At 42.7% G+C, this 26,594-nt stretch carries 18 protein-coding genes; 10 read left to right on the top strand and 8 right to left on the bottom strand.

The features are described from left to right. Positions 1–19 precede the first annotated feature (19 nt). The 3 genes from ABDW33_RS18005 to ABDW33_RS17995 are packed head-to-tail and all read left to right on the top strand — an operon-like array spanning position 20 to position 4,490. Positions 20–1,096: an AAA family ATPase gene (locus tag ABDW33_RS18005; RefSeq protein WP_343691475.1), complete on the top strand. Its 1,077-nt coding sequence runs from the start codon at positions 20–22 to the stop codon at positions 1,094–1,096. Positions 1,097–1,105: 9 nt separating this feature from the next. Continuing rightward, the gene (locus ABDW33_RS18000; RefSeq protein ID WP_343691474.1) at positions 1,106–3,334 is read left to right on the top strand and encodes a DUF5682 family protein; all 2,229 of its coding nucleotides are present in this window, start codon (positions 1,106–1,108) and stop codon (positions 3,332–3,334) included. Positions 3,335–3,359: 25 nt separating this feature from the next. Then, positions 3,360–4,490, top strand: coding sequence for a VWA domain-containing protein (locus tag ABDW33_RS17995; RefSeq protein ID WP_343691473.1), 1,131 nt, complete (start codon positions 3,360–3,362; stop codon positions 4,488–4,490). 165 nt (positions 4,491–4,655) lie between these two features. Here the strand turns inward: ABDW33_RS17995 and ABDW33_RS17990 are convergent, their stop codons facing one another. Further along, complete coding sequence (locus tag ABDW33_RS17990; protein WP_343691472.1) at positions 4,656–9,425, bottom strand: DUF3320 domain-containing protein; 4,770 nt, start codon at positions 9,423–9,425, stop codon at positions 4,656–4,658. Positions 9,426–9,636: 211 nt separating this feature from the next. On the opposite strand from ABDW33_RS17990, the gene cls reads away from it, so the two are divergent. Then, a complete protein-coding gene (gene cls / locus ABDW33_RS17985; protein ID WP_343691471.1) occupies positions 9,637–11,115 on the top strand; it encodes a cardiolipin synthase in 1,479 nt (492 codons plus the stop codon). Between the two features lie 24 nt (positions 11,116–11,139). On the opposite strand, the gene ABDW33_RS17980 is transcribed toward cls, so the two are convergent. From ABDW33_RS17980 to ybeY, 4 genes are all read right to left on the bottom strand, one after another. Next, on the bottom strand, positions 11,140–11,517 hold the full coding sequence (locus tag ABDW33_RS17980; protein WP_343691470.1) for a hypothetical protein: 378 nt from the start codon (positions 11,515–11,517) through the stop codon (positions 11,140–11,142). A 46-nt stretch (positions 11,518–11,563) separates the two neighbouring features. Further along, complete coding sequence (locus ABDW33_RS17975; protein ID WP_343691469.1) at positions 11,564–12,703, bottom strand: lactonase family protein; 1,140 nt, start codon at positions 12,701–12,703, stop codon at positions 11,564–11,566. A 580-nt stretch (positions 12,704–13,283) separates the two neighbouring features. Further along, positions 13,284–15,152 carry a tRNA uridine-5-carboxymethylaminomethyl(34) synthesis enzyme MnmG gene (mnmG, locus tag ABDW33_RS17970; protein WP_343691468.1) on the bottom strand — a complete coding sequence of 623 codons (1,869 nt, stop codon included), beginning with the start codon at positions 15,150–15,152 and terminating at the stop codon, positions 13,284–13,286. Positions 15,153–15,619: 467 nt separating this feature from the next. Then, positions 15,620–16,051, bottom strand: a complete 432-nt coding sequence (gene ybeY, locus ABDW33_RS17965; protein ID WP_343691467.1) for an rRNA maturation RNase YbeY — start codon at positions 16,049–16,051, stop codon at positions 15,620–15,622. A gap of 122 nt (positions 16,052–16,173) precedes the next feature. Between ybeY and ABDW33_RS17960 the strand changes: the two genes are divergently transcribed. From ABDW33_RS17960 to ABDW33_RS17950, 3 genes are all read left to right on the top strand, one after another. Continuing rightward, positions 16,174–16,413: a FeoA family protein gene (locus ABDW33_RS17960; protein WP_072358978.1), complete on the top strand. Its 240-nt coding sequence runs from the start codon at positions 16,174–16,176 to the stop codon at positions 16,411–16,413. A 31-nt stretch (positions 16,414–16,444) separates the two neighbouring features. Beyond that, complete coding sequence (locus ABDW33_RS17955; RefSeq protein ID WP_343691466.1) at positions 16,445–17,365, top strand: AraC family transcriptional regulator; 921 nt, start codon at positions 16,445–16,447, stop codon at positions 17,363–17,365. A gap of 158 nt (positions 17,366–17,523) precedes the next feature. After that, positions 17,524–18,222, top strand: coding sequence for an SDR family oxidoreductase (locus ABDW33_RS17950; RefSeq protein ID WP_343691465.1), 699 nt, complete (start codon positions 17,524–17,526; stop codon positions 18,220–18,222). Between the two features lie 949 nt (positions 18,223–19,171). Here the strand turns inward: ABDW33_RS17950 and nadA are convergent. Further along, positions 19,172–20,179: a quinolinate synthase NadA gene (nadA, locus tag ABDW33_RS17945; RefSeq protein ID WP_343691464.1), complete on the bottom strand. Its 1,008-nt coding sequence runs from the start codon at positions 20,177–20,179 to the stop codon at positions 19,172–19,174. 768 nt (positions 20,180–20,947) lie between these two features. Between nadA and ABDW33_RS17940 the strand changes: the two genes are divergently transcribed. Both ABDW33_RS17940 and ABDW33_RS17935 read left to right on the top strand, forming a co-directional pair. Further along, the gene (locus ABDW33_RS17940; protein ID WP_343691463.1) at positions 20,948–23,074 is read left to right on the top strand and encodes a SurA N-terminal domain-containing protein; all 2,127 of its coding nucleotides are present in this window, start codon (positions 20,948–20,950) and stop codon (positions 23,072–23,074) included. A 128-nt stretch (positions 23,075–23,202) separates the two neighbouring features. Further along, positions 23,203–23,706 (top strand): DUF2480 family protein, encoded by a 504-nt coding sequence (locus ABDW33_RS17935; protein WP_343691462.1) that lies wholly within the window; start codon positions 23,203–23,205, stop codon positions 23,704–23,706. 46 nt (positions 23,707–23,752) lie between these two features. Here the strand turns inward: ABDW33_RS17935 and corA are convergent, their stop codons facing one another. Next, complete coding sequence (gene corA / locus ABDW33_RS17930) at positions 23,753–24,859, bottom strand: magnesium/cobalt transporter CorA (RefSeq protein ID WP_343691461.1); 1,107 nt, start codon at positions 24,857–24,859, stop codon at positions 23,753–23,755. Positions 24,860–25,505: 646 nt separating this feature from the next. Here corA and ABDW33_RS17925 point away from each other — a divergent pair. Next, entirely contained in the window at positions 25,506–26,057 is a 552-nt protein-coding gene (locus tag ABDW33_RS17925) for a type 1 glutamine amidotransferase domain-containing protein (protein ID WP_343691460.1), read from the top strand. A 64-nt stretch (positions 26,058–26,121) separates the two neighbouring features. On the opposite strand, the gene ABDW33_RS17920 is transcribed toward ABDW33_RS17925, so the two are convergent. After that, on the bottom strand, positions 26,122–26,505 hold the full coding sequence (locus ABDW33_RS17920; protein WP_343691459.1) for a septal ring lytic transglycosylase RlpA family protein: 384 nt from the start codon (positions 26,503–26,505) through the stop codon (positions 26,122–26,124). Positions 26,506–26,594 lie beyond the last annotated feature (89 nt).

Here is a 26,594-nt window from a genome sequence, read left to right as displayed (position 1 = left end):
CCTTTTTAAGCAGATAAAAATGTCCAACATTTTACGTCAACATGCCGAACAACTGTTCGCTCAGGAACTGGAAGAACTGCAAAAGCAGGATACTGAAAAGCGTCCTTATATGTGGAAGCTATCCCCACAGGCCGTAGTTACTTACCTCATGGGGGGTAAACTGAAAAATGGATTTGAAATACAACCAAAGTACATCGGTAACCGCCGTCTCATGGAAATCGCAGTAGCTACCCTGACAACCGATCGTGCTTTACTATTATATGGCCTGCCTGGTACTGCTAAAAGCTGGGTAAGTGAACACCTGGCGGCAGCTATCAGTGGCGACTCTACCCTGATCGTACAGGGTACCGCCGGTACCGGTGAAGAAGCTATCCGCTATGGCTGGAATTATGCCCGGCTGCTGGCCGAAGGTCCTACTACTGGCGCTATCGTGGAAACGCCTGTAATGCGTGCCATGAAAGATGGCAAGATCGCACGTATCGAAGAACTGACCCGTATCGGTGCAGATGTACAGGATACCCTCATCACCATCCTTTCAGAAAAAACACTTCCGATTCCTGAGCTCAGCAGCGAAGTAATGGCCCAAAAAGGCTTCAATCTAATTGCTACGGCCAATAACAGGGACAAAGGTGTAAATGACCTTTCCAGCGCCTTAAAACGCCGTTTCAACACTGTTATTCTACCTGTTCCTGATAACATGGAAGAGGAAATCGATATTGTGAGAAGAAGAGTAGAGAGCTACGAAAAGGTAATGGACCTCCCTGCCGAAAAACCGGCACTCGAAGAAATCCGCCGTATCGTAACCATCTTCCGCGAACTGCGGAGTGGTATCACCGCCGATGGAAAAACCAAGATCAAAGTTCCGAGTGGTACACTGAGCACTGCCGAAGCCATTTCAGTAGTAAACAATGGTCTGGCAATGGCGGCTTACTTTGGTGATGGTGCCCTCAAAGCAGCCGATCTGGCAGCCGGTATTATCGGTGCTGTAATTAAAGACCCCGTGCAGGATAAAATTGTATGGCAGGAATACCTCGAGACTGTCATCAAAACAAGAGACGAGTGGAAAGATATTTACCGGGCATTCCGGGACCTGTAAACACGTAATATGTCAATTCATATACTGGGCATACGGCACCATGGCCCTGGTTCTGCCAGAAGAGTTCGTGCCGCCCTGGAAAAAATCAAACCAGACATTGTGCTGGTAGAAGGTCCCCCGGATGCTGATGGCATACTGGAATGGGTGGGGCACGATGAATTGAAGCCCCCGGTAGCTATTCTCGTATTCCAGCCAGACGATCCTAAAAAGGCTGTATTCTACCCCTTTTCGGAATTCTCCCCGGAATGGCAGGCCATTCTATATGCACGCCAGAATAAGATCCCGGTCAAATTTATGGATCTGCCAATGGCACATCAGTTTGAACTACGCCATCAGCCGGCAGCTGACTCTTCGCTGAATAATAATATGGCTATTGTGCCTGATACGGAGATAGTGAAACGTAATCCCATCGCATGGCTTGCCGCCGCCGCTGGTTTTGAAGAAGAAGAAACCTGGTGGGAACATGAGTTTGAATACAGGCAGGATGAAGAACAGGTATTTGATGCCATTACCGAAGGCATGCATGCCTTACGTACGGAGCTGCCTTTGCCATACGACAGAGAAGAACAATTGCGTGAAGCATGGATGCGTAAAACCATCCGGCAGGCAGAAAAAGAAATGTACACAGAGATCGCTGTAATATGTGGTGCATGGCACGCACCCGCACTCAAACACATGCCAAAAGCAAAAGAAGACAATGACCTGCTGAAAGGATTACCCAAAGTAAAAACAGCCGTATCATGGGTACCATGGACATATAACCGGTTGAGTTACAACAGCGGTTATGGTGCTGGCATCAATTCTCCGGGTTGGTACGAACATCTCTGGCACCATCCGGCTGATGATGGTACCCGCTGGATGGCACGTGTAGCAAGACTGTTCAGAGAAGAACAAAAAGACATTTCTGTTGCACATGTAATGGAAGCCGTTCGTCTGGCCAATGCTTTGGCTGCCCTGCGCAGATTACCAAGAGCTGGTTTGGAAGAATTGAATGAGGCTACACTGAGTGTACTATGCAATGGTGAGGACATTCTCATTAAACTGATTGAGAAAGCCCTGATCGTCAGTGATAAGATCGGGGAAGTACCCATGGATGTACCCCGTCCGCCATTGCAGACCGATATTGAAAAACAGCAAAAGAAACTCCGCTTACCACAGACCGCGGATTTCAAAGATTACACGCTGGATCTCAGAAAAGAAAATGACCTTGAACGAAGTATATTTTTACATCGTCTTGAATTGCTGGGAATTAAGTGGGGAGATCGTTACGATGTATCCGGCAAAGGTACATTCAAAGAACAATGGCGTTTACAATGGGACCCATCCCTGTCTATCGATATCATCGAAAGGGGAAGCTGGGGCAACACGGTAGAAGAGGCAACAAATAGTTATGTAAAATATCGTGCACAGTCAGCCTCTAACCTGAAAGAAGTTTGTACCCTGCTTGAAAGCGCCATTCCCGCAGAGCTGGATGCAGCGATTGATCTGTTGATCCGGCAGATCAATAACCTTGCAGCCGCTACCGGCGATGTGATGCAGTTGATGACTGTATTACCCAACCTTGTTCAGATCAGCAGATATGGTAACGTGCGTAAAACAGATGCGGCCCTTGTAGAAGAGATCATCAACGGAATGATTACGCGTATCTGTATCAGCTTACCAGCTGCGTGTACCAGCCTGGCAGAAGATGCCGCACAGCAGCTGCTGGAGCTGTTTTACAATATGAACGATGCCATCCTGTTATTACAACAGGACGATCTTTCTACACAATGGACACATACATTATCTCATATCGCGCATAATACTAACACCTCTCCTGTTATAGCAGGATATGCCACCCGCTTACTTTCTGATCACAGAACCATTACAGGTGCTGAACTGGTGAAGACATTCAGTTATGCTATGTCTACTGCCAATCCTCCAGCAGTTGCTGCGGCGTGGCTGGAAGGATTTCTGAAAGGAAGTGGTACCTTATTGTTAGTAGACAATGATTTGTGGACAGTTGTAAACAACTGGATGAACCAGCTGGAACAGGATACATTTACACAGTTGCTACCTTTACTGCGGAGAACATTTTCCGGGTTTAGTAAACCTGAAAGAAGGAAACTGGGTGAGAAAGCTAAAAATGGTATCACAACTGGTAGCACGGCATCATTTGGTATCGATGTGCAATTCGATACAACACGAGCAGAAAAAGGTATTCCGGTTGTAATGAAAATGCTGGGCATTCAACTATAAATTAATTGCCTTTAAAAGAAACTTCATGGACAACTTACATAAATGGCGTCTCGTACTCGGAGGTAAGGAAGCAGATGGCACCGGCTTCAGCCTTGCCGGCGATGAACTGAAAATGGATCAGACCCTCGAAGCCCTCTACGATAGCGAAAAGAAAGGCGGACTAGGTCCCTCCTCTCCTAACGTCAGCCGTTGGTTAGGCGATATCCGTACATTTTTCCCTGCCTCGGTAGTACAAGTTATGCAACGCGACGCATTGCAAAGGCTAAACATCACGCAGATGCTCTTTGAAAAAGAGATGCTGGAAAATGTAGAACCAGATGTACACCTGGTAGCAACATTACTAACATTACGTCATGCTATTCCCGATAAAACAAAAGATACTGCCAGGCAAGTAGTTCGCCGTGTAGTTGAAGAGTTATTAAAGAAGCTTACACAACCTACACAACAAGCTATTACAGGTAGTCTGCATCGCAGCATTCGTAACCGCCGTCCTAAGCATAACGAAATTAACTGGCATGCAACCATTTTAAAGAACCTGCGCCATTATCAGCCTGAGTATAAAACTATCATTCCTGAAACACGCATTGGTTATGGTCGTAAAACAACAGCATTAAAAGACGTTGTGCTATGCCTGGACCAAAGTGGTTCTATGGGAACATCAGTTGTATACTCCGGCATCTTTGGATCTGTGATGGCATCTATTCCCGCTATCAAAACAAAGATGGTCGTATTCGATACGTCAGTAGCAGATCTTACAGAAGAACTGAAAGACCCTGTTGATCTGTTGTTCGGTGTGCAGTTAGGTGGTGGTACGGATATACAGTTAGCATTAAATTACTGCCAGCAGATTATTACAAGACCTGCAGATACCGTACTTGTTTTAATTACTGATCTATTTGAAGGCGGCAGCAATGATCGTATGCGTAAGCGTGCGGCAGAACTGGTGGCTGCTGGTGTGCAGGTAATTGTATTACTTGCATTGAATGATGATGGCGCTCCATATTATGATCATGAAAATGCACAGTTCCTATCCAATCTGGGAATCCCTGTATTTGCATGTACGCCGGATAAGTTTCCCGATATGATGGCCGCAGCACTGAGTAAACAGGATATCAACAACTGGGCTGCAAGAGAAGATCTTGTATTAAAAAAGTAAATGAATTTCTCCCCCGGTAAAATCATTACGTTCAAAAAATAAAGAGGCTGCATCATAAGTACGATACAGCCTCTTTTTATTCGTATCCCTATAGAGTCGGGTATCCGTTTAAGTGATTCTCAGCCCCTATTTTTACTTATGAGCCATCCTCTTTATTTTTACTATTTAATTTGTCTTTAGCCATTGGTCATCCTGAATAATTACTCCGGATACAATCGCTGCTTTTATGGCACCTGACAATTCTGTTTTTAGTTCCTCTGTCGCCCGGTTAAATCCTAATGCCTTAGATACCAATGGAATCGCTGCCTCTTCTGTAATTGCCACCGCATCTCTCACTACTTTCTCAATTGCTACCATCATTTCCTCCGGTGCTATGTACATCAGCTTCTTTGATGCCGCCGGCATATTCGCTCTGCTTCTCAACACAGGTACTTCCATCTTTGCATCCCACAGGAATGGTTCCTTCACCACAATACTACCATTTTCTTCTGCACTTAATATTGCCTGCTTCAGCGTCTCACGTATACGGCTACCCACTCTCGCCACACCTGCCGCTTCAATTAGTCTCCTCGCTACTTCATCAGTATGTACAGGACTCTCTACGGCTACAATTCTCTCGAGCCAGCTTCTTAATTTATCCAATCCATGCGCATGCAATTCTTTGTCAGAAATTTCCTTTGGCAAGCTAGCCGTTTCGTACAATGGCAACTCCGGCATCGTTATATCTTCCTCTTCTCTCACCATGGTAAAATCTTCTTCTACCGCTGTTTCTTCTTCAGCAATTACTTCGTTCCGCTTTGCCTGTTCAACGGCTGTTAGTAATCGTTTGATTTCTCTGGCAGGATGCCGGAACCAATCAGTACTCCATACATGATATAAATTCCATCCCATATCTTCCAGCACCTGTTGCCTCAATCTATCTCTGTCCCTGGCAGATCGTGCAGAGTTATATCCTTCACCATCACATACAATACCTATGATATATTTCCCCGGATGTTCAGGATCAGCAATAGCCAGATCAATAAAGAACCCCTTACTACCTACCTGCTTATGCACAATATAGCCTGCTGTCTCCAGATGCTTCGCTACTTCCTGTTCAAAAGGAGTTCTCGCAGGCAGTCCATTAGCAGACGGTGTATGTAATTGTCCATGCTGCGCGAAGTAGAGGAAATTCTTCAATGCTTTTACGCCTTCACTATCTGTACGGTTCAGATCTATATCATCAGCACTGAGATTTGTAAATACTTCACATCTCTGTTTGGCACGTGTGATCAATACATTCAATCGCTTTTCACCTCCTTCATTATTCAATGGACCAAATGCCAGGCTTACAGATCCATCGGCTGTACGACCATATCCTATACTTATATATATTACATCCCGTTCATCTCCCTGTACATTCTCCAGGTTCTTTACAAAAAATGGCTCATGTGGATGCGCTTTAAAGAATGACTCTACTTCAGGTAGCTTCTTTCTCACTGCTTCCAGCGATTCCTGTATTGCCTGCATTTGCGCCGTGCTGAATGCCACCACACCTAAACTTAAATCAGGATGTTCCTTTGCATGCCTGATCACCGCTTCAGTGATCGCATTTGCTTCCTGCGGATTCGTTCGTGTTTTACCACGATCATACACCGTATCTTTCAGATGGTGATAGATCAATCCCATTGTGTGCGTAGCACCGGGGCTAGGAAAGATCACCAGTTTGTTTTCATAAAATTCCTGGTTCGATAAAGTGATCAATGATTCATGACGGCTACGATAGTGCCAGCGCAACATACGCTGCGGAGCACCCTGCGCATCGCACATTCCTAAAATACTCGGCATATCCGCTGTCACATTCTCTTCATCATCAGTTTCCTTTAATAACGAATCAAAGAAACTACCCGGCGGCATCTGTTTACTATCACCTACTACGACTAATTGTTTTCCTCTCAGCAATGCTCCCAATGCATCAACCGGCCTTACCTGCGAAGCTTCGTCGAATATGACCAGATCAAACTGCAGAGATCCGGGAGGTAAAAAATTAGCAATAGACAATGGGCTCATCATGAATACAGGCTTGATCGCCTGCACTGCCAATCCCGCTACCTGCATCAGTTTGCGGATAGGCATGTGTCTCGCCTTCTTATTAAACTCAGTACGTAGTACATTTACCTGGCCACCTGCATCTAAGGGTGGTATACCATCATAATGTTTCAATGCAGCACGGGCACGGTTATATTGCAGATTGAGTGTATCCAGTTTTACAAACTGCTTCACAGCAGATTCATGGCTCGCTCTTTCAAACTTCCTTAATGCAGCATGTTTTAACAATGCCTGCTCATACAAATATTCATACCATGTTTTCTGCAAGGCAGGTGTCAATCCTTTTTGTGCTTCGGGCCAATAAACCACCGCATCAATCAAAGATTCCAATCCTTCATTAATAGCAGATGCTGCTAAGTTGTTCCATGAAATCATCAAATGGATTTCAGGTAAACCTGCCACCCACGATTCCATCAATACGATCTGATCTTCATATGCACGTTGTAATAAGGGAGTAATTTCCTTGTAACGAATCTGTTCATTGAAAGCAGTCGCTGTCACGATTTGTTCAATGGCAGTTCCATGCAACTGCAGATACTTCAATAGTATATCCAGGTATTTTTTTGCTGTTGCTACCGGTTCATTTTTTTCGAGATAAGAGAGGATTACTTTATCACATGAACCAATACTTACCTGCCTGTGTACATCACTCAAATAATTAGAGATGGCTTCCAGTTCATTCCAGTTACTGCCACTTTTTTGCCAGCGTTGACCAAATAAATCTTTGGCAAGATGCTCATAATCCTTTACCTGCTTATCCAATCGCTTTGCTTCCATAATGGCGTCTACACAAGCTAGCTTTGCTGCAGTATCACCAGGTGCTCCATTTCTACACAAAGCAGCCAGCTGACGATTACTACGATTGTAATCTCCTATTGCAAACTTAAACCACTTCTCACCATATGCTAACAGGTTTTGTCTTATCTCCAGTACATTTTGTTCCCATGCTTCCGGTATTAAAATAGCATCATACACCTGGTGAATCTGTGCTAATCTTTTTCCTGTTTGCAACAGTTCTTTTACATCCTCTTTTCTTTGTAACCACGATGTGTTCGAAATATTCACCCCTGTTAAATCAGGACGTACAGAAGCCAGCTGCACCACGTAAGAAAGGTCCATTGTATCTTTCTTATTCAAAGGCATCGGCATACCTACCTGCGCAGCAATCATCGCACTTTCATGTTGCAGACTTTTAATTGTCTCAACAGTTCTTTGCATGAGCGGTGTTAGCTTCTCCTGTTCAGACGGGCTTAAAATAGTTAGCTGACTACCCCAGAATAAAAGTGCAGATGGCATACCTGTTTCAGCAAGTCTGGCAGAGATCCTGTTAGCCATATTCTCTGCACGCTGCATATTGCCTGCATTCCATTGATCAATATCCGGAATAGGAATACGAGGTAAGATCAGATTACCTGTTACCTCGTTTAATTGCAGCAGGTAGCCCATGAGTTGCTGCGGTGTCAATCCACTTTTGCCTACCGGTGAATTCACAGCCAGGCAATAATCATTCAACTCCCGTCTGTATTCATGCAGCAACGCAACTTCCTGTTGCAGTTGCATGATCGCCGGTTTACCTAATTCCAGTGTACGACGTAATTCCTGATGGAGTTCTTTCTTGTTCGCTTTATGGCTATGCAATTCCAGACATGCATCTCCAAGTTGGATGGTATCAAGTCTTCTCTTTACAACTTCCAGCGCAGCCATTTTTTCTGCAACGAAAAGTACTTTCTTCCCTTCACCAATAGCATTTGCAATCAGGTTAGTAATGGTTTGTGATTTACCTGTACCTGGAGGTCCCTGTATCACAAGATTTTTACCCTCCTGTACAGCAAGCATAGCAAGTAGTTGAGAACCATCTGCGTCTACTACCTGATGCATTTCATGTGCATCGGTTTCAGTGTCTATAAATGTTTCATCGCTCACACCAGATTCACCTTCACTGAATCCTGCACCAAATAAACTTTGCAATACAGGATGTACTGCGGGTTGTTCATCATCAGGCCAGTTTTCACTATCCAGGTCATGATATAACATGAGTTTTCCAAAAGAGAAAAAACCTAATTCAACAGTATCCATTTTCACTTCCCACTTCGGCATGCCGTATATCGCATCTGCTATTTCCTGCAAATAATCATTGATAGAAATTTCGTCCGTTTCAGGCATGTCTGGCAGCACAATACCGAAATCAGTTTTGATCTTCGTTTGTAAGCTCAGGTTCATTTCCACATCACTACCTGTATAGCGTAAACGAAAACGCTCGCGTGCACTACTTCTTTCCAATGATACCGGTATTAATATCAATGGTGCCTGTCTTGCTTCTTTAGTATTATCCTTTTCATACCATTGCAGCATACCTAAAGTAAGGAAGAGAATATTCACGCCTTGTTCTTCCAGACTGGTACGTGCAGCATAGTATGTATTCAATAGCCTGTTTTGTAAAGCAGCAGCGGCTTCAGTAGTTTGTAAACGGGTATCATACACTACACTTTCGGGTAGTGCGGTAGAACCTTCTTTCTGCTCTTCTTTCTGAAGTTCCGCATTGTCCGCAACGGGTGGGGTTACCAATACTTCATCTTTCAAAAATGCATGGGGGTCGTCGAGTATACTGGCTGTATTATCTTCCGGGGCAACCGACTTCTCTTTGGTTTCTTTATTACCTGGTTTGGGTAAAAACGTCATCGCCTTACCTTGCTTTACCAACACTTCATATACGTTGGCACTCTTTTCCTGATCGATATGAACACCACGGCTCACCGGTAGGCGATAGTTTAATAAAGGGTTACGCAGTCCCAGGTCGAGCAACTCCCTTCTTGAGGCCTCCAGTTTGGAGAGGATTGATTCCTGCATGTACAGTTTGTTGTTACAACAAAAAAATTACTAATTATTTTTAGAACGAATGATATTAAGAATTATTTGGTACAAAAGGTGAAGAGATAGAAAATTAACAATTACCATCACCTGTCAGACTGCCTGGCACTGTCAAAGGTAATAGCAGGCAGTTCGGCGAACTTGAAACAAAAAACAGTATTACCTTTATCATACATAACCATCGTATAGCTTGTATCAGGTATTATACTTCCTTTGGGGCACAGATTGGCACATTGCCATCAAGATATTCGGCTATGTATTGATCAGCCTTTCTTTTGTAGGTGTGGTCGGTACCATCCTGCTGGAAAACCGAAATCCGGTTAAAGCGTTGTCTTACATCATGTTGCTGGTGTTCGTTCCTATCCTTGGCCTGATCGTATACTATTATCTCGGTCGTGACCTGCGCAAACGCCGCCGCTTTACCCTAAAGGGCAGTAAAGACGAGACTTTGATGCTAAGATACTGGGAATCACAGCGTAGAGAAATTGAACATATGCAGCTTGCGCTCCGTCATCACGTAGCCAATAAACAGGAAATTTCTGCTATGTTATTGAATACCAGAAACTCCGTCCTTTCACAAAACAATAAAGTCCAGATCCTACTCAATGGTGAAGAGAAGTTTCCTGCTGTTATGAAAGCACTCAGGGAAGCCAAACACCATATACATATGGAGTACTACATCTTTGCCGCAGACGATGTAGGCAATGAGGTAGCAAACATTCTCGTAGAGAAATTAAAGGAAGGTGTAGAAGTAAGATTTGTATACGATGACCTGGGTTGTAGCGACATTGGCGACATCCCGGATCTGCTGGAGGAACATGGTGCAGAAGTATTCAAGTTCTCTCCTGTTCTTATTAACTTCTACCTGAACGCTAACTATCGTAATCACCGCAAGATCATTGTCATAGACGGCAATATCGGCTTCACCGGTGGTATAAATATGGATGACCGCTATCTCAACAATGGTAAGCATCCTGTATTCTGGAGAGATACGCATTTACAGCTGGAAGGTGATGTAGTCAATCTGTTACAGCTACAGTTCATGATGAGCTATCGGTATTGTAGCAGGAACACATTTCCATTCAGCGATCCCTACTTTCATCGTTCCCGTATCCAGGAACATTGCTTTGCAGATATCGTAGCCAGCGGACCTGATTCAGATTTCCCGATGTCTATGCAAACGATCCTCATGGCGATCAATGTAGCAAAAAGAAGTATCCGCATCAGCAATCCATATTTTATTCCTAATGATCAGATCCTGACTGCATTGCAAATGGCTGCACTGGCGGGGAAAACGGTAGAGTTACTGATTCCCTCGCGAAGCGATTCATTCTTTGTACAACATGCGGCACAATCCTATGTAAAACCAATGCTGGATGCAGGTGCAAAAGTTTATTTTTATCAGAAGGGATTTATCCATGCCAAGACGATCGTGATTGATGATAACCTGGCCATAGTGGGTACTGTAAACCTTGATAACAGGAGCTTTTACCTGAACAGTGAAATCGCAGTAGTCGTGTATGACAGACCGGTAGTTCATAAATTAAACGCTGCCTTCGAACAGGATTTGCAGGATGCCGTTCAGATCGAAAGGCGCACCTGGAAAAACCGCTCTATCTGGCAGCGTTTTATTGATGCTGTGTGCAGATTGCTAACACCGTTATTGTAAGAGAAGATCGGGACAGGCAATTACCTAAATATCATCTTCATTCGTCTCATCCAGGTCTTCATGCCTGTCTCCACCTAAGCTGTAATAATTATTTTCTTCATCTTCTTCACCAATCAGTTCTTCTTCGTCATCCAGTTCCGCACCTGGTACATCCAGGTCATCTTCCTCATCAAATTCCTGTGGAATAGTACTTTCTTCTCTCGCGATTTCATTGTTAATCCTGCGTGATCCGGTTACCCCTTCCACATCCAGATCTTCCCTCTCTTCATTGTTCATAATGTCTTCACTGGCCGGATAAGTAGGATATCCCGGAAATGTCTGATCTCTCTTTTCGTTTATTTCATCCTGAGTAGGAATATGCTCATTCCCGGCATTTTTATTTTTTAAGTCTTTATTTTTCATGGCTTATTCTTTAAGGTTTGTACCGAAAAAGTTATGCCAATGCGGCTTAATTACTGCCTATGAATTTCAAACAAACCGGACTTGTAGTTTTGAGTTCTTCTTTTTGCTTTTTGAGGAGTCCGGTTACCTTATCTCTCCTGAATACAGTTACGTTATTAGAACCCTGATGAGCAACCAGCAGGAAGTTGCCAGTAGGATCGATCACAAAATTTCTCGGTGTTTTTCCCCCTGTTGGTGTCTCTGCCTTTTTCACCAGATTCCCTGTTTTCGAATTGATAGAAAAGGTCAGAATATTATTCAGCGGATCACGATTGGTTGCATACAAAAACTTTCCATCGGACGAAATGTGGAGGTCAGCAGCCCATGACTTCCCTTTAAAGTTGTCCGGCAATATAGACACTGCCTGAAAAGGAGTCAGCTTACCATTGTCATAATGGAAGGAAGTGATTTTTCCGTCCAGTTCATGTATAACATATACCCATTTCCCATTCGGATGAAATACGAGATGACGGGGACCGGATCCCGGAGGAAACGGTGCAAAACCCGGGTTAGCAGGAACCAGTGGTTGTACGTCCCCCTGACGGTAATTATAAATGGCTATCTGATCGATACCCAGATCGGATACGTATAGTTGTTGATGATCAGGACTGAAATACACACAATGCACATGAGGTTTTTCCTGTCGCTCTTTATTAGGTCCGGAACCGGTATGTTCAATAGTTTGTACAGGTGCCTCGAGGCGCCCGTCTGCTTTTACAGGGAGTATAGAAAAACTACCACCAGAATAATTTGCAACGACTACATATTTCCCATCCTGATCGGTAGTGATATAACAGGGATCATCACCACCCGAAGGTTGTTTGTTCAAAAAGGTGAGTTGACCTGAAACAGTATCCCATTCAAAGGCACTTACATTGCCCGGTTTATTACCATTGGTTTCATTCACCGCATATACATATTTGTGATCCGGGGAAATAACCAGGTAAGAAGGATTCTCTACATTCTTAGCTGTGCTTACAAACCGAAATGCACCGGTTTGGGTATTGAAGGCATAAACGCTGATCCCTTCATCGGGCGTTTTAGTATAGGCCCCGATGAGTAAATATTTCTCAGCAGATGTGTCTGTTTGAGCAAGCAAAGTAGAAGCAAATAATAAAGCTGTGCTGGTGAGTAAGATTTTGATCATATGTGGGAGTTGTTATGCCTAAACAAATTACTAAAAGTATCTAAAAACAGGAAAACGCATTTTAAGGGGGTAAATTTAATTTGACCACTATTTTGAGGTAATCATATGGCGAATTGAGCGATCGTCGAAATTTAAGGAGATAATGAGATCATCTTATTTAATTGATAATCAAGTAGTTATAAGAAATCAATACGAATGAGGTCTAAAAATGCAAATTTTCTGATTTTTTAAAGAGCCCAGTCCGAAGAAACGGACCGGGTGTTTTTTATACTTCTAATTTAACCTTCACTTTAAGTAATGTATAGGCAAGGCAATACCTTCCCTTCATGACAAATTTCTTAAGCTACAAATACAGGAATTTATAAAAACGAATTATAGTTATTTTCTAAGGTGGATAATTTCATAAGTCTTAAGCAGGAATCATACTACAGAAAAATACCGTGGTTATTGCACATCATTAAGTCGTTCAATTGAGGGATATGATTCATTACTTATAGAAACGAATATAGTTAAAAAAAAATACATGCTCTATAAAAGCATGTATTTTTTATTCTATAAATGAAAATTTAAAATACGCCTATTACCGGCCCATATATACCATCAGGATCTGTACATCACTCGGATTTACTCCACTGATTCTGGATGCCTGACCAAGTGTGCGGGGTTTGATTTTGTTAAATTTTTGTCTGGCCTCGGCACTTAGTGACACCAGTTTTGTATAATCGAAACTATCAGGAATGACGAGATCTTCCAGCTGGCTCATTTTTTTTACCAGTTCAGTTTCCTTCTCGATATATGCTTCATACTTGATCTGGATTTCCGCCTGTTCCAAAGTTTCATCGTCAAATTGTGCAAGTGCATTTTTCATTTTTACCACGTTATCTCTCATAGAGAAAATATCCATGGAAGGACGAAGCAAAATCTGGTAAGCACGAATTCTTTGAGTGAGTGGAGAAGTATTTTTTTCGACCATAAAATGATTAATATCCTCCGGATCGATTGGCAATTCTTTTAGAATAACCTTTATTTTTTCAACTCCTGTTGATTTTACTTTCACTCTTTCCATCCTGTTCTCTTTCGCCAGACCAATATTATAACTCTGTTCAGTTAGTCTGAGGTCCGCATTATCCTGGCGGAGTAATGTTCTGAATTCCGCGCGGGAGGTAAACATACGATAAGGTTCATCGGTCCCCTTGTTGATCAGGTCATCGATGAGTACTCCAATATATGCTTCACTTCTTTTTAGTACGAAAGGTGGCTGTCCGGTTGCCTTAAGGTGAGCATTGATACCTGCCATTAATCCCTGGCAAGCTGCTTCTTCATACCCGGTCGTTCCATTTATCTGACCTGCAAAGAACAGGTTTTGAATATGTTTGGTTTCCAGGGAGAACTGTAACTGGGTAGGTGGAAAGTAATCATACTCGATGGCATACCCTGGGCGGAACATCTTTACATTTTCAAAACCCGGTACTAATTGCAGGGCTTTATACTGAACGTCTTCAGGGAGGGAAGTAGAAAATCCGTTCACATATATTTCCACGGTGTTCCAACCTTCGGGTTCTACGAACAACTGGTGTCTGTCTCTCTCGGCAAACCTGTTTATTTTATCTTCGATACTTGGACAATAGCGAGGTCCTCTCCCTTGTATTCTACCTTGAAACATAGGTGAACGATCAAAACCGGTCTTCAGCATTTCGTGTACTTCGTCACTTGTGTAGGTAATAAAGCAACTCCTTTGTTGTTCAGGTTTTATCTTTTCAACATCCAGGTAAGAGAAACCGGTGATAACGTCATCCCCTTTTTGTTCTTCCATTTTGGAGTAGTCCAGACTTCTGGCATCGATTCGGGGAGGCGTTCCGGTCTTAAGGCGATCACTTTCGAATCCGAGTGAAACCAATTGTTCGGTGATCCCAGTAGCAGCCTTCTCTGCTACCCTACCCCCACCAAATTGTTTATCACCAATGTGCATCACACCGTTCAGGAAGGTACCGTTTGTAAGGACCACGGATTTTGATTTGATCTCATGCCCGAGACCTGTCACTACACCATAGCAATGGCCATCCTTTACAAGGAGGCCTTTAACCATATCCTGGTAAAAATCTACATTAGGAGTTTGTTCTAATGCTTCTCTCCACTTGGCGGCAAAGAGCATTCTATCATTCTGGGTACGAGGGCTCCACATGGCTGGTCCCTTTGACCTGTTCAACATACGGAACTGGATCATGGACTGGTCGGTCACGATACCAGAGTATCCACCCATGGCATCGATCTCTCTCACTATTTGTCCCTTTGCAATCCCTCCCATAGCAGGGTTGCAACTCATCTGGGCAATAGTTTGCATGTTCATGGTCACAAGAAGCACCTTTGAACCCATATTCGCGGCAGCCGCCGCTGCTTCGCAACCGGCATGTCCTGCGCCTACCACTATAACATCGTAAGATGGAAACATAACTTTATTTATAACTAGAGATGCAAAGGTACAACCAAGGGAGCACATATTATGTTCCACGTGGAACATTTGAAATATAGATTAGCATGGAGGAAGAAAGACCTGAAACCTCTTTCTTGTCTCTTTTAGAGTTTATCTAATACCTGGAAACCGCTCCACTAATTATACTTGTAAAATAGCATGAACATAATGTAACTACGTTACGAATACATCACCAAATCAGCACTAAAAGGTCACCAATATATCACCTCAATATCGATTGGATATTGAGGTGATATATTGGTGACCTTATGATGTACTTTAGATGTACTGATAATCACGAACACATATCGACACATCATAGCTTACCAAACAAAAGGATATAATAGGAATGAAGATATGTTCCGATGAAGCGTGTAAGCCACGCCAATAAAAAAGCCATCTCTATGAGATGGCTTTGAATTTTTAAAATGTTCCACGTGGAACATTTATAGGGATACACCTAAATACTCCTGCAAGCATTCGTTCTCCTTTGCACGCATGATCGCTGCCTGCTCCTTTGACTTATCCTTATATCCACACAAATGGAGTGCTCCATGAAAAATAACTCTATGTAACTCCTGCTCTACTGGGACCTTAAACTTTTCAGCGTTCTCTTTCACCCGGTCGTAACTAATATAAACCTCCCCCTCTGTTACCTTGGGGTTAGTGCCGAGTTCAAAAGTTACAATATCTGTATAAGTATCGTGTTGGAGAAACTGCTGATTAATCTCCAACAGGTAGTCATCAGAACAAAATACATACTGCAAGTTCTTTAATCGCTGTCCTTCCCTTGTAAACTTCTCTTTTAAGTATGCCTTCAACCTGATTTTATCCCTCAGGTTGACCTTTACCTCATGGGAAGCAAAATTGATCGCCATATACCACTGCTGTTTAATTGTATATGTAAAAGTATAGTGAAATTTCTGATTAACAGCACACTATCTTTGGGGGTCTCCCCTTCAGCAAGTACCTTTGCATCGTTGATTAAACACCACATGAGATGAAAAAAAGTGCGATTAAATTGTCCTCCCTTGCCATAGGAAAAAGTGCCGTGATTACTGCTTTCGAAAGTGACGACTTGCATATCAAATTAATGGAAATGGGATGCGTGCCAGGTGAAACCGTAAAGATTGAAAAAATCGCACCTCTCGGTGATCCAATCTCAATAATGGTAGCCGGATATAATCTCTCTCTTCGAAAAACTGAAGCAGATTATATCTGGGTAGAAGAACTCTCTTAATAAAGTTACCACTTCTCAACACACATGATCCATGCCTTCGTCCAAGTCTCTGCCCACACATCACCTGGATCGATTTCACAAAGACCGCCATCGTACAGTTTCCGATGTGATCTTTGGATATAACAATCTACCAGTACAACTTCAAATCCCTGGATTTGAGTTGTACTCATCAGCAGGCATGATAGCTGATTATGGACCGGCAAAATCTTCATTCTACAGGATAGGTATTCTACTACAGGGAAATATTCATATGCAGTTAGGTCTCGAGCACTTCGATATCCAACCGTTTAACCTTACCTTTTCTATCCCTGGTCAGGTACATAGTAAGTCGAATGCAAGTAATGACATCTTCGGCTATTATATACTGTTCCACCCCTCCTTCCTCGATGGCCTCCTCACCTCACTGAACATAGGTGCCGAGTTCCCCTTTTACGACTACTCGGGTTCACAGTTGCTAAAATGCAATGAACAGGAAATCAATGAAATAGTAACTTTTGTAGAAAAAATAAACAATGAACTGCAGGCGGATCATGCAGGCAAACTCACTGCTATAAAAATGTATGCTTACCTACTATTGTTGACAGCCAAAAGATCCTATGAGCGACAATTGCCTATGAATGACTCCCCATCACAGTCAACGCATTTGGTTACCCGGTTCCACAAGCTCGTAAGTCAACATTTTCTTCAATATCGGCAGGTAAGTGACTACGCCAGTATGCTGCATGTAACCCCCAATCATTTGAACAGAGTGGTGAAGAATGCTACGACCCGAACAGCGTCAGAGGCGATACAGGAAATGCTGGTGCAGGAAGCCAAGATATTATTACAGAACACCTCTCTCTCAATTTCAGAAATTGCTTATCAGCTAGACTTCAGCGAGCCTGCTTCATTCAATCATTTTTTCAGAAAACTAACAGGGACTACACCACTGGCATATAGAAATACAATCTGATCCTCATTTCAACATTCAACATACCCTATTTATTTCATTGTGAACTCACCCTTTGAAATATACCAAAGCATAATTCAATCAACTCCACGCATCATTCAAACAATTCTTCGCTCCTATCTTCCTGCAACTTTGTACGGTAAAAACAATCCACCCATACAATGAAAAAAATAATTATTGCCGGCGGCACTTCGGGAATCGGCCTCGCCACCGCAAAACTCTTCGCAGATAAAGGTGCAGCCGTTATCGTAACAGGCCGCAGTGAAGAAAAACTTGCAACCGCCAGGGCCACTGCTCCGGGTGTCACCGCAATTCAACTCGACAGCAATAACGAAGCAGCATTAAAGGACTTCTTTGAAAAAACAGGAGAAATCCATCACCTGATCCTTACCCTCAGTAGTTCCAAAGGAGGCGGTCCCTTTGCCAGCATGAACCTAACCGACCTGCGGGCAGGTTTTGACGGCAAGTTCTGGCCTCACCTGCAAACAATACAGTCAGCATTGCCATGGATCACTAAAAATGGTAGTATCACCATCATCACAGCCGCATCATCTACGGCCAGACTGACGGGTACAGCTGGTCTGGCAGCCATCAACGGAGCACTTGAAACAATGGTGCCTATCCTTGCCAAGGAATTAAAACCCTTACGCATCAATGCAGTTTCACCCGGCGTAATCGATACTGAATGGTGGGATTTCCTGAACAAAGAAGAGAAAAATGCAGCATTTGAAAACTATTCTCAAGCCATTGCTGTCGGCCGAATTGGTAATCCACAGGATGTGTCTAACCTCATTGAAACAATTGTGAATAATTCATACATAAACGGCGCTGTACTCAATATCAACGGCGGACTTGTGTGAATTGTGAATTCGCATTTACCCACATTTGTGGAAAAGTAGAGATGTAATTTATATTTTGAAGGCTCTGAGAATCAAATAACCAGGGTTATACCCGACTGCTCAGTATATAAATGATTCTCAAAGCCTTCATTTTTATTTTTTCTTATTTCATCGCTTCCTGTGAGTTAACTGTGGATAACAGGGTATAATATCTGCATTTATGAATGCGCTGAGAATTGAATATATGTTATAGACCCCGATTACTAACATTTCCACACTATTCTCAGCGCGCTTATCCACGAACGCCATGAGAATTGAATGACATTGACCAATATCCAGATAAGCAAATTTCATCGCAATTATAAGCCCTTCTTTTTTAAACAGCCTGAGAATGAAACCATCCAGAGTATGCCCCGTACGCACGACTTTCATTAAAATCTTAGGGCCTTCACTTAACATCCATTTCACAATTCTGGATTCAGTAATTCACACCAAATGTGAATTACACGGGCATTAAAATAAATTTCTTTATGCACATAGGGGACGTGTAAGATATTTGTGAATAAGGAGAGTGAATTTATATTTGAATGCCCTGAGAATGTAACGAAGTGGATAATGGTACGAGCATATTAATTATACGCGATTCTCAGCGTCTTCATTTTTATTTTTAGTACGCTTTTTCACAATCTGTGAATGAACTGTGGATAAGCAAGGGTATAATCTGCATTTGCGAAGGCCCTGAGAATTAAATGTACCGTCTCGTACCCTTGGTAGTGAAATTTTATTCAATTCTCAAGCGGTTCGTTCTGGAAGCCTTCCACAATTTAATCCCACAGATATCCCCACTGATACATATGGAATAACAAAACTACGGGGCACTTATTTACACAAAAAAGGCCCGGTTAGAAAGCTAACCGGGCCTTAGAATCAAATAAATAATTTATAACTATCTGTATTTCAATATTTTATTTTACAAACCAGCCTTTGCACTAATCTCCAGCATCCGTTCAATAGGCTTTTTAGCCGCTATACGAAGTTGTTCATTCATCGTAATCTCCGGTGTTTCATATTCCATGCAGAGATAGAGCTTTTCCAGTGTATTGAGTTTCATGTGTGGACAATCATTACAGGCACATGCGTTATTAGGTGGTGCAGGAATAAAAGTCTTACCCGGATTCTCCTTTTGCATTTGATGTAAAATTCCGGTTTCAGTTACCACAATGTACTCCCGGGCATCATCTTTCTTAGAATAGTTCAGAATTCCTGTGGTGGATCCAACATAGTCCGCAATTTCGAGAACAGCGGCCTCACATTCCGGATGTGCCAGGATCTTTGCTTTAGGATGTCGGATTTTGAGTTTAGTGATCTTCTCCAATGAAAAAATCTCGTGTACCATGCAAGCCCCATTCCAGAGCAACATGTTTCTTCCCGTTTTTTTGGCCAAATAAGCCCCTAAATTTCTGTCGGGGGCAAAAATGATCGGCTGGTCTTTAGGAACACTCTCGATGATCTTTTCGGCATTTGAGGAGGTACAGATGATATCGCTGAGTGCTTTAATTCCGGCAGAGCAATTGATGTAGGATATAACCAGGTGATCAGGATGTTTTTCTTTGAACTTACGAAACAGCTCCGGAGGTGCACTGTCGGCCAGCGAACAACCTGCTTTCAGATCAGGTAAAAGGACTTTTTTCTGTGGACTTAGAATTTTTGCGGTTTCGGCCATAAAGTGCACACCGGCAAAAACGATTATATCAGCATCGGTTTTCGCAGCCTGTTGACTAAGCCCGAGACTGTCACCAATGTAATCTGCTACATCCTGAATGTCTGGTTCCTGATAATAGTGCGCGAGGACAATTGCATTTTTCTCTTTTTTCAATCTTTCGATTTCCTCAAAAAGATCCAAACGCGAATCGACCGGCAAATCCAAAAAACCTTTTCGTTGCAAATTTTTTTTTGCGATTTCGAGCTCCCTTATCATAACTATATTTATAATTTATTCTTTTTAAAAAAGAAAAACCCACTACTATTAGGGCTGTGAATATGGGGAAAGTAATTTTTACCACCGTGTACAAATGTAGTTGTTATTCTTTTTGCCTGTTCTATTCACAGGAAATTAACAGGGCTTTTCGGCCATAGCATTGAGTTTTGGCATTTATATCCACATAGGTGGATTTCTCATTGCGTGAATATTTTGTTTGGGGACGTAGTATTAAGAAAATGTTAACTACCGGGTATAACAATTCACAAAACGGGCCATTTTTGATTCAAACCAACTTTTAAGGAAATAACAAATTTAGTTTTACGGTCACCGAACTCGGGTTTTTCAGAGGTTATTGAACAAAAAATACGGGTTTTTTAACAGCTCATGTGGATAAAACGAACTCAAAAATTATTTCTTTATACTTTTCCCATTTTTAGTTTTACTTTCACTTTTGTACACATTTCAATGTGAATCAAGAATCTGGACATGCTGAAATGTGAATATTGAACCGTTTATTTAATTAAGTGGTTTAAGCCCGAAATAAACGTCAGTAGCGGGCCTCTGGAATATAATTTCAGGGTGTATTTAATACTGTCTTTTTTAACCTTAATGTGGATAACCTGTGAATGAAAGATAAAATACCTATACCGTAATTTTCAATGAAACCCTTTACTGTATTGGGTTTGAGCCAAAAAAATCTGTTTTGTAGATACAGTTATTTTATTCTATTTTTGCTTTCCTTAAAAAATTTAGACTATATAATATATGTCAGTTATTCAGAAGATCAGGGATAAATATGCCGTGGTGATCGTAATTGTGATCTGCGTGGCTATTGTCAGTTTCCTGCTGCAGGATGCCTTTTTCGGCAGAAATTCCATCATGCGCCGTTCTACTACGGTGGGTAAAGTAAATGGTGAAGAGTTAGATATCACCCAGTATCAGCAAATGATCCAGGACGCCGAAGCAGCTGCCCGTCAGCAAAGCCCGAACGGTAGTCTGAATGAACAGGTTCAGCAGTATGCCCGCGAACAGGCATGGAACCAGTTCGTAAGCGAACAGATCATGACTGCTCAGTATGATAAACTGGGTATTCAGGTAACTGAGAATGAACTGGTAGACCAGTTCAGTGGTAAAGATCCTAATCCTATTGTTTTACAGCAATTCACAGACAGAAAGACGGGTCAGTTCGACCGCGCTGCTTTACAGCAGGCACTGTCTTCTGTTGGTCAGGATCAGACCGGTAGAATGAGGAATGCGCTGAAACAAATGGAAAGCTATATTATAAGGTCAAGAATGCAGGAAAAATATATCTCCCTGATCAAAGGTGGTGTATACTATCCTAAATGGCTGGCAGAGGCACAGATAAAAGATAATTCACAGTTTGCGAATGTGTCTTATGTATCTGTTCCATATGCAACTATCGCAGATTCAACTATCTCCGTTACCGACGGTGAACTGAATACATATATTAATAACCACAAGGCTAGCTTCAAAACAGAAGAAGGTCGCCGTGTAGATTATATCTCTTTCAATGCGCTGCCTTCTGCCCAGGATACGGCCGCAGCAATGAAAATTTTGCTCGAAGCAAAAGATGAGCTGGATACGACCGGTGTTGCCAACATCGAGAATTTCGTAAAACGTAATTCTGATATTCCTTACTTTGATGGTTATGTTGCCAAGTCAGCACTGATGGTTCCTCAGAAAGATACTATCGCTAACCTGCCAGTAGGTACCGTATTCGGTCCTTACTATGACAACAACCTGATTGTGTTCGCAAAAATGATGGATCGTAAAACTTTACCAGACAGCGTAAAGGTTCGTCACATCCTGATTGCAACTGCTAATCCCCAGAGCGGTGGTGCCGGTCTGCCAGATTCAATAGCTAAGATCCGTATTGATAGCATTAAGAACGCTGTAAAAGGCGGTGCTGACTTCAAAACACTCGCGGCTCAGCTTTCTGACGATCCAGGTAGTAAAGAAAATGGTGGTGAGTACGATGTAACACCTTCTTCTTCTTTCGTTCCTGAATTCAAAGATTTCGCACTGAATCATAAAACAGGTGAAATGGAGGTGGTGAAAACTCAATTCGGTTATCACCTGATCGAAATCATCAGCCAGAAGAACTTTGGCCCAGCGCTGAAAGTTGCCTACCTGGGTAAACCGGTTGAAGCAAGCAAGGAAACTGACAGCAAGGCTTATGCTGCTGCCAACGAATTTGCTTCTCAGAACCATGATGCTAAAACTTTTGAAAAGAATGTTCAGGAAAAAGGTCTGAACAAACGTATTGCTGATAATCTCCGTCCTATGGATTTCGTTATTCCAGGTATCGGCCAGGCGCGTGAACTGGTTCGTTGGGCGTACGAAGCTAAGAAAGGAGATGTAAGTAATGTATTCACTTTCGAAGATAAATATGTTGTAGCCGTACTGACTGGTATTCGTGCAGAAGGTACTGCTTCACTGGATGAGGTTAGACCTCAGGTAGAAGCGCTGGTAAAGAAAGAGAAGAAAGCTGAGCAACTGATTGCCAAACTGAAATCTCCTGCTACGCTGGAAGCTGCTGCTGCTGCTGTAAATCAGCCACAGTTGAAAGCTGATAACGTTAACTTTGCTACTCCGTTCGTTGCAACTATGGGCTTTGAACCAAGAGTTGTAGGAGCGATCTTCAATAAGGCATGGGGTGTAGGAAAAGTAACAGCTCCTATCGAAGGTAATGCTGGTGTGTATGTAGTGAAAGTAGATAACTTTGCACCAAATACACAGAGTCTGGATCCACTTTCTATGGCTACTCAGTATGAGCAGACTGTAAAAGGTACTTTGGACCAGGGTGGTCAGCTGTACGAAGTGCTGAAGAAGCTGAATAAGATTGAAGACAATCGTGCTAAATTCTTTTAAGGAAGAGTAATAACTGATAATATTGAGCCCGGGGCATATGCCCCGGGCTTTTTTTATTTCGTCTATCCAAGCAGTAGCAATGGCTGCCCCATCGCTGCTGACCGCGATTATTTTAGTAAATTTGAATAATGGAAGAGATAGTAAATAAAGTAGCGCAAAGTGGACTCCTCACATTAGATCTGGAAGACTACTATCCACAGGAAGAAACTGTTGTATTCGACCTGAAGCAATATCTTTTTATGGAGATGATCCTGAAAGAGAAAGATTTCCGTGCCGCCTTACAGGGATTAGACTGGGAACAATATAGAAATAAGAATGTGGCTATTACCTGCTCCGCGGATGCTGTGGTGCCCTTCTGGGCATATATGCTGGTGATGACTTACCTGGAGCCTGTTGCGAATTATGCGGCGTTTGGTTCGAAAGATGAGATCTTCAAGACCCAGTTTATGAAACGTCTTAATGCAATTGACATGACCGTTTATGAAGATAAACGCGTGGTTGTGAAAGGTTGTGGGGATAAAGGTGCAGGCGAAGCCGCTTATGTAGAGATTACCCGGCTACTTCGCCCGGTGGCGAAGAGTATCATGTATGGAGAGCCTTGCTCTACCGTACCTATCTTCAAAAAGAAGTAAGCCTTCAGATGCAGGTACTTTAGTGGAGGATTTTCCAGGAATAAGGTCAGAACCAACCTCTTTTTCTAAAGAAGACGATCATGCCTATCAACATGAGCACCATTGCACCCAGTACTACATAGTACCCGTCACGGGTATGCAACTCGGGCATATACTCAAAGTTCATTCCGTAGATGCCTGCAACCAGTGTCAATGGTGCCATCAGCGTAGTCACCACCGCCAATACCTTCATGATCTCATTCATCTTTAGATTGATCTGGGTATGATACTGCTCCTGTACGTTCAGCAGTGCTTCCCGGTAGTTCTCCGCCAGGTCGTTGGCCTGTATGATATGGTCATACACGTCTTTAAAATATTTCATAGTCCGCTCATCCAGCAGCGGACTTTCGCTTTTCATAAACCCGTTGATAAGATCCCTTACCGGCGCGATTGCTCTTTTAAATAATAACAATTCCCTGCGCAGGTAATTGATCCGTGCCAGCGTACGTGTATTCGGCTGATGTTGTACCAGATCTTCCATGAGTTCTATGCGATCTCCCAGCTTATCCAGGATCAGGAAGTAACTATCCACAATTACGTCCAGCAGGCTATAACATAAGTAATCAGCCCCGGCACTGCGTATCCTGGAGTTATCTATTCTCAGTTTCTCTCTGATATGATCGAATACATCTCTTGTAGCCTCTTCCTGAAAGGAGATCACATAATTTTTTCCCAGCACGATACTCACCTGTTCATACTCAATGGCCGCCGTATCTGCATTATAGTAAGCCATCGGCAGCAGGGCGAACAGATGAGCCCCGATCTCGTCCATTTTGGCCCGCTGCCCGATACTCATAATATCTTCTTCCAACAGCAGGTGTATGCCCAGGGTCGAACAAATTTCATGAACCGTTTCTTTGTGGATACCGTCTACATTGATCCATGTTGTTTCAGGTGTGTCAATGTATCTGAATATCATGCGGTGGTCTTCCCCTGAACTCTCTGTGAAATGCACAGGTGTGTAATCAAATATTGTTACTTTCTCACATCTCCCTGGCGGGCGTGAGGTAGGACCTGTCACAGGATTATAGTTCATAATCCGTTGCTTCTTCACCTTGAATGGGTTCAGTACATCTGGGATGGGAATGGGTATGATGGACTTTGACTTGCGCATGTTATAAATGTAAACAAAAAAAGAGCCTGACTCATCTTGATTTTAAAGCTGGTGGCCACCCGTTCGGCAGAAGGATAGACTAAAATAACACTGCTCCAAAAAAATAGCGCTTTGCCAGTTAGCAAAGCGCCTCAAAGATAATGGTTGTGCCCTTTCTTTGTTAAAAGGTACTGCCGGCGAACGTTCCACCGGCAGCCAAAGATTGGTTATTAAGATAGGATATGGAGACTAGATAATATAATACTTCCGTTTCCGTAAAATCTACGGAACAACAAAATACGTCAGTACCAGAAATGGGAATTACAAATAAAGAATGGGTAAAAATTAAAAGTCAGCTTTAATCACATCCCATGACACTCACATTCCACTTGTTGCGATGGTATTTCTCGTCATTCTCAGAAGGTATATGGTCACACTGATTGTCCTGCAAATAACAATACTGTCATAAGAATTCCAAAAAAAATAGAATAAATACTACAAAAATGTAAGGAAAATGAGTAACGATACCTGCATGTGAGTAAAAATGTGGACAACTCCGGTGGGGAAATCATCTGTTAAAAACCCCGCTGGTAGCGGGAGGTTAAAAGGAAGGGTTTTTGTACCTGCATAATCAGCACTTAAACACCATCATTTAAAAACATGAATTATGGAAAACAAGCTCAGTAATAAGAAAGTGGCCATCCTGGTGGCAGATGGATTTGAAGAAGTAGAATTTACCAAGCCATTGGAGGCATTAAAAAATGCTGGTGCAGAAGTAGATGTTATATCCCTCCACGATGGAGAAGTGAAAGCGTGGGCTGAAAAGGATTGGGGTAATAGCTATCCTGTTAACCTGACTGTAAGCGATGCCAATGCAAAAGATTATGATGCCCTGGTATTGCCAGGGGGTGTGATGAATCCTGATCACCTGCGTGAGAATCAGGAAGCCGTAAACTTTGTAAGCGGTTTTTTTGATGATAGCAAGCCAATTGCTGCTATCTGCCATGGTCCGTGGACGCTGATAGAAACTGGTGAACTGAAAGGTAGAAGGGTTACCTCCTATCCTTCTTTAAAAACAGACCTGGTGAATGCCGGTGCCAACTGGGTTGACGAGGAGGTCGTAGTGGATAATGGGCTGGTTACCAGCCGTAACCCACATGATCTGCCTGCTTTTTGCAGGAAAATGGTGGAAGAGATTGGAGAAGGTGTTCACGCCTGAGCAGGCATGTAAAGAGGATGTGGGCAGTACAGGAGGAATTCCTCTTTGTTGCTGCCCACATTTTTTATTTCTTCTTTTTATACTTTATTTCTACGGGTGCTACACCGGTACTGATCATTCCCAGTTTCTTTGCCGCCTTCTTTGATAAGTCTATCACCCGGCCCTCTGCAAAGGGTCCCCTGTCTGTAATGGTCACTTTTACCGTGCGGCCATTGGCTATATTGACCACTTTCACCTTTGTGCCGAAAGGTAATGTACGATGTGCTGCGGTCATCTTGTTCTGATGAAAGATACTACCACTGGCGGTTTTTCTTCCTTCAAACTTATCAGCATAATAAGATGCTTTTCCGCTTTCTGTAATTTTCCTGCTACAGGAAGATAATAAAATCAATATCGCGCTACACAGCACGAATAAGGTTCTTGTGTATTTCTTTGTAATCATAGGCATATTGCTAAATGGTATGATTCATCTTACTTTTCATATCTCCGACCGCAAAAATTCATTACTGCCAGGGTGTTGATTGATGCCGGCTTTTA

It is taken from the genome of Chitinophaga sp., from assembly GCF_039596155.1.
Lineage (GTDB): Bacteria > Bacteroidota > Bacteroidia > Chitinophagales > Chitinophagaceae > Chitinophaga.
Note: the sequence above shows the minus strand (reverse complement) of the source record. Positions and strands in the feature narration are given on the sequence as shown.

Bases quoted from the DNA above. Each gene is read 5' to 3' on its own strand.
- ABDW33_RS18000 (WP_343691474.1), top strand. From the start codon at position 1,106: ATGTCAATTCATATACTGGGCATACGGCACCATGGCCCTGGTTCTGCC.
- ABDW33_RS17975 (WP_343691469.1), bottom strand. From the start codon at position 12,703: ATGATCAAAATCTTACTCACCAGCACAGCTTTATTATTTGCTTCTACT.
- ABDW33_RS17920 (WP_343691459.1), bottom strand. From the start codon at position 26,505: ATGCCTATGATTACAAAGAAATACACAAGAACCTTATTCGTGCTGTGT.
- ABDW33_RS17940 (WP_343691463.1), top strand. From the start codon at position 20,948: ATGTCAGTTATTCAGAAGATCAGGGATAAATATGCCGTGGTGATCGTA.
- corA (WP_343691461.1), bottom strand. From the start codon at position 24,859: ATGCGCAAGTCAAAGTCCATCATACCCATTCCCATCCCAGATGTACTG.
- ABDW33_RS17925 (WP_343691460.1), top strand. From the start codon at position 25,506: ATGGAAAACAAGCTCAGTAATAAGAAAGTGGCCATCCTGGTGGCAGAT.
- ABDW33_RS17955 (WP_343691466.1), top strand. From the start codon at position 16,445: ATGCCTTCGTCCAAGTCTCTGCCCACACATCACCTGGATCGATTTCAC.
- ABDW33_RS17960 (WP_072358978.1), top strand. From the start codon at position 16,174: ATGAAAAAAAGTGCGATTAAATTGTCCTCCCTTGCCATAGGAAAAAGT.
- ABDW33_RS17995 (WP_343691473.1), top strand. From the start codon at position 3,360: ATGGACAACTTACATAAATGGCGTCTCGTACTCGGAGGTAAGGAAGCA.
- mnmG (WP_343691468.1), bottom strand. From the start codon at position 15,152: ATGTTTCCATCTTACGATGTTATAGTGGTAGGCGCAGGACATGCCGGT.
- nadA (WP_343691464.1), bottom strand. From the start codon at position 20,179: ATGATAAGGGAGCTCGAAATCGCAAAAAAAAATTTGCAACGAAAAGGT.
- ABDW33_RS17935 (WP_343691462.1), top strand. From the start codon at position 23,203: ATGGAAGAGATAGTAAATAAAGTAGCGCAAAGTGGACTCCTCACATTA.
- ABDW33_RS18005 (WP_343691475.1), top strand. From the start codon at position 20: ATGTCCAACATTTTACGTCAACATGCCGAACAACTGTTCGCTCAGGAA.
- ABDW33_RS17950 (WP_343691465.1), top strand. From the start codon at position 17,524: ATGAAAAAAATAATTATTGCCGGCGGCACTTCGGGAATCGGCCTCGCC.
- ybeY (WP_343691467.1), bottom strand. From the start codon at position 16,051: ATGGCGATCAATTTTGCTTCCCATGAGGTAAAGGTCAACCTGAGGGAT.
- ABDW33_RS17980 (WP_343691470.1), bottom strand. From the start codon at position 11,517: ATGAAAAATAAAGACTTAAAAAATAAAAATGCCGGGAATGAGCATATT.
- ABDW33_RS17990 (WP_343691472.1), bottom strand. From the start codon at position 9,425: ATGCAGGAATCAATCCTCTCCAAACTGGAGGCCTCAAGAAGGGAGTTG.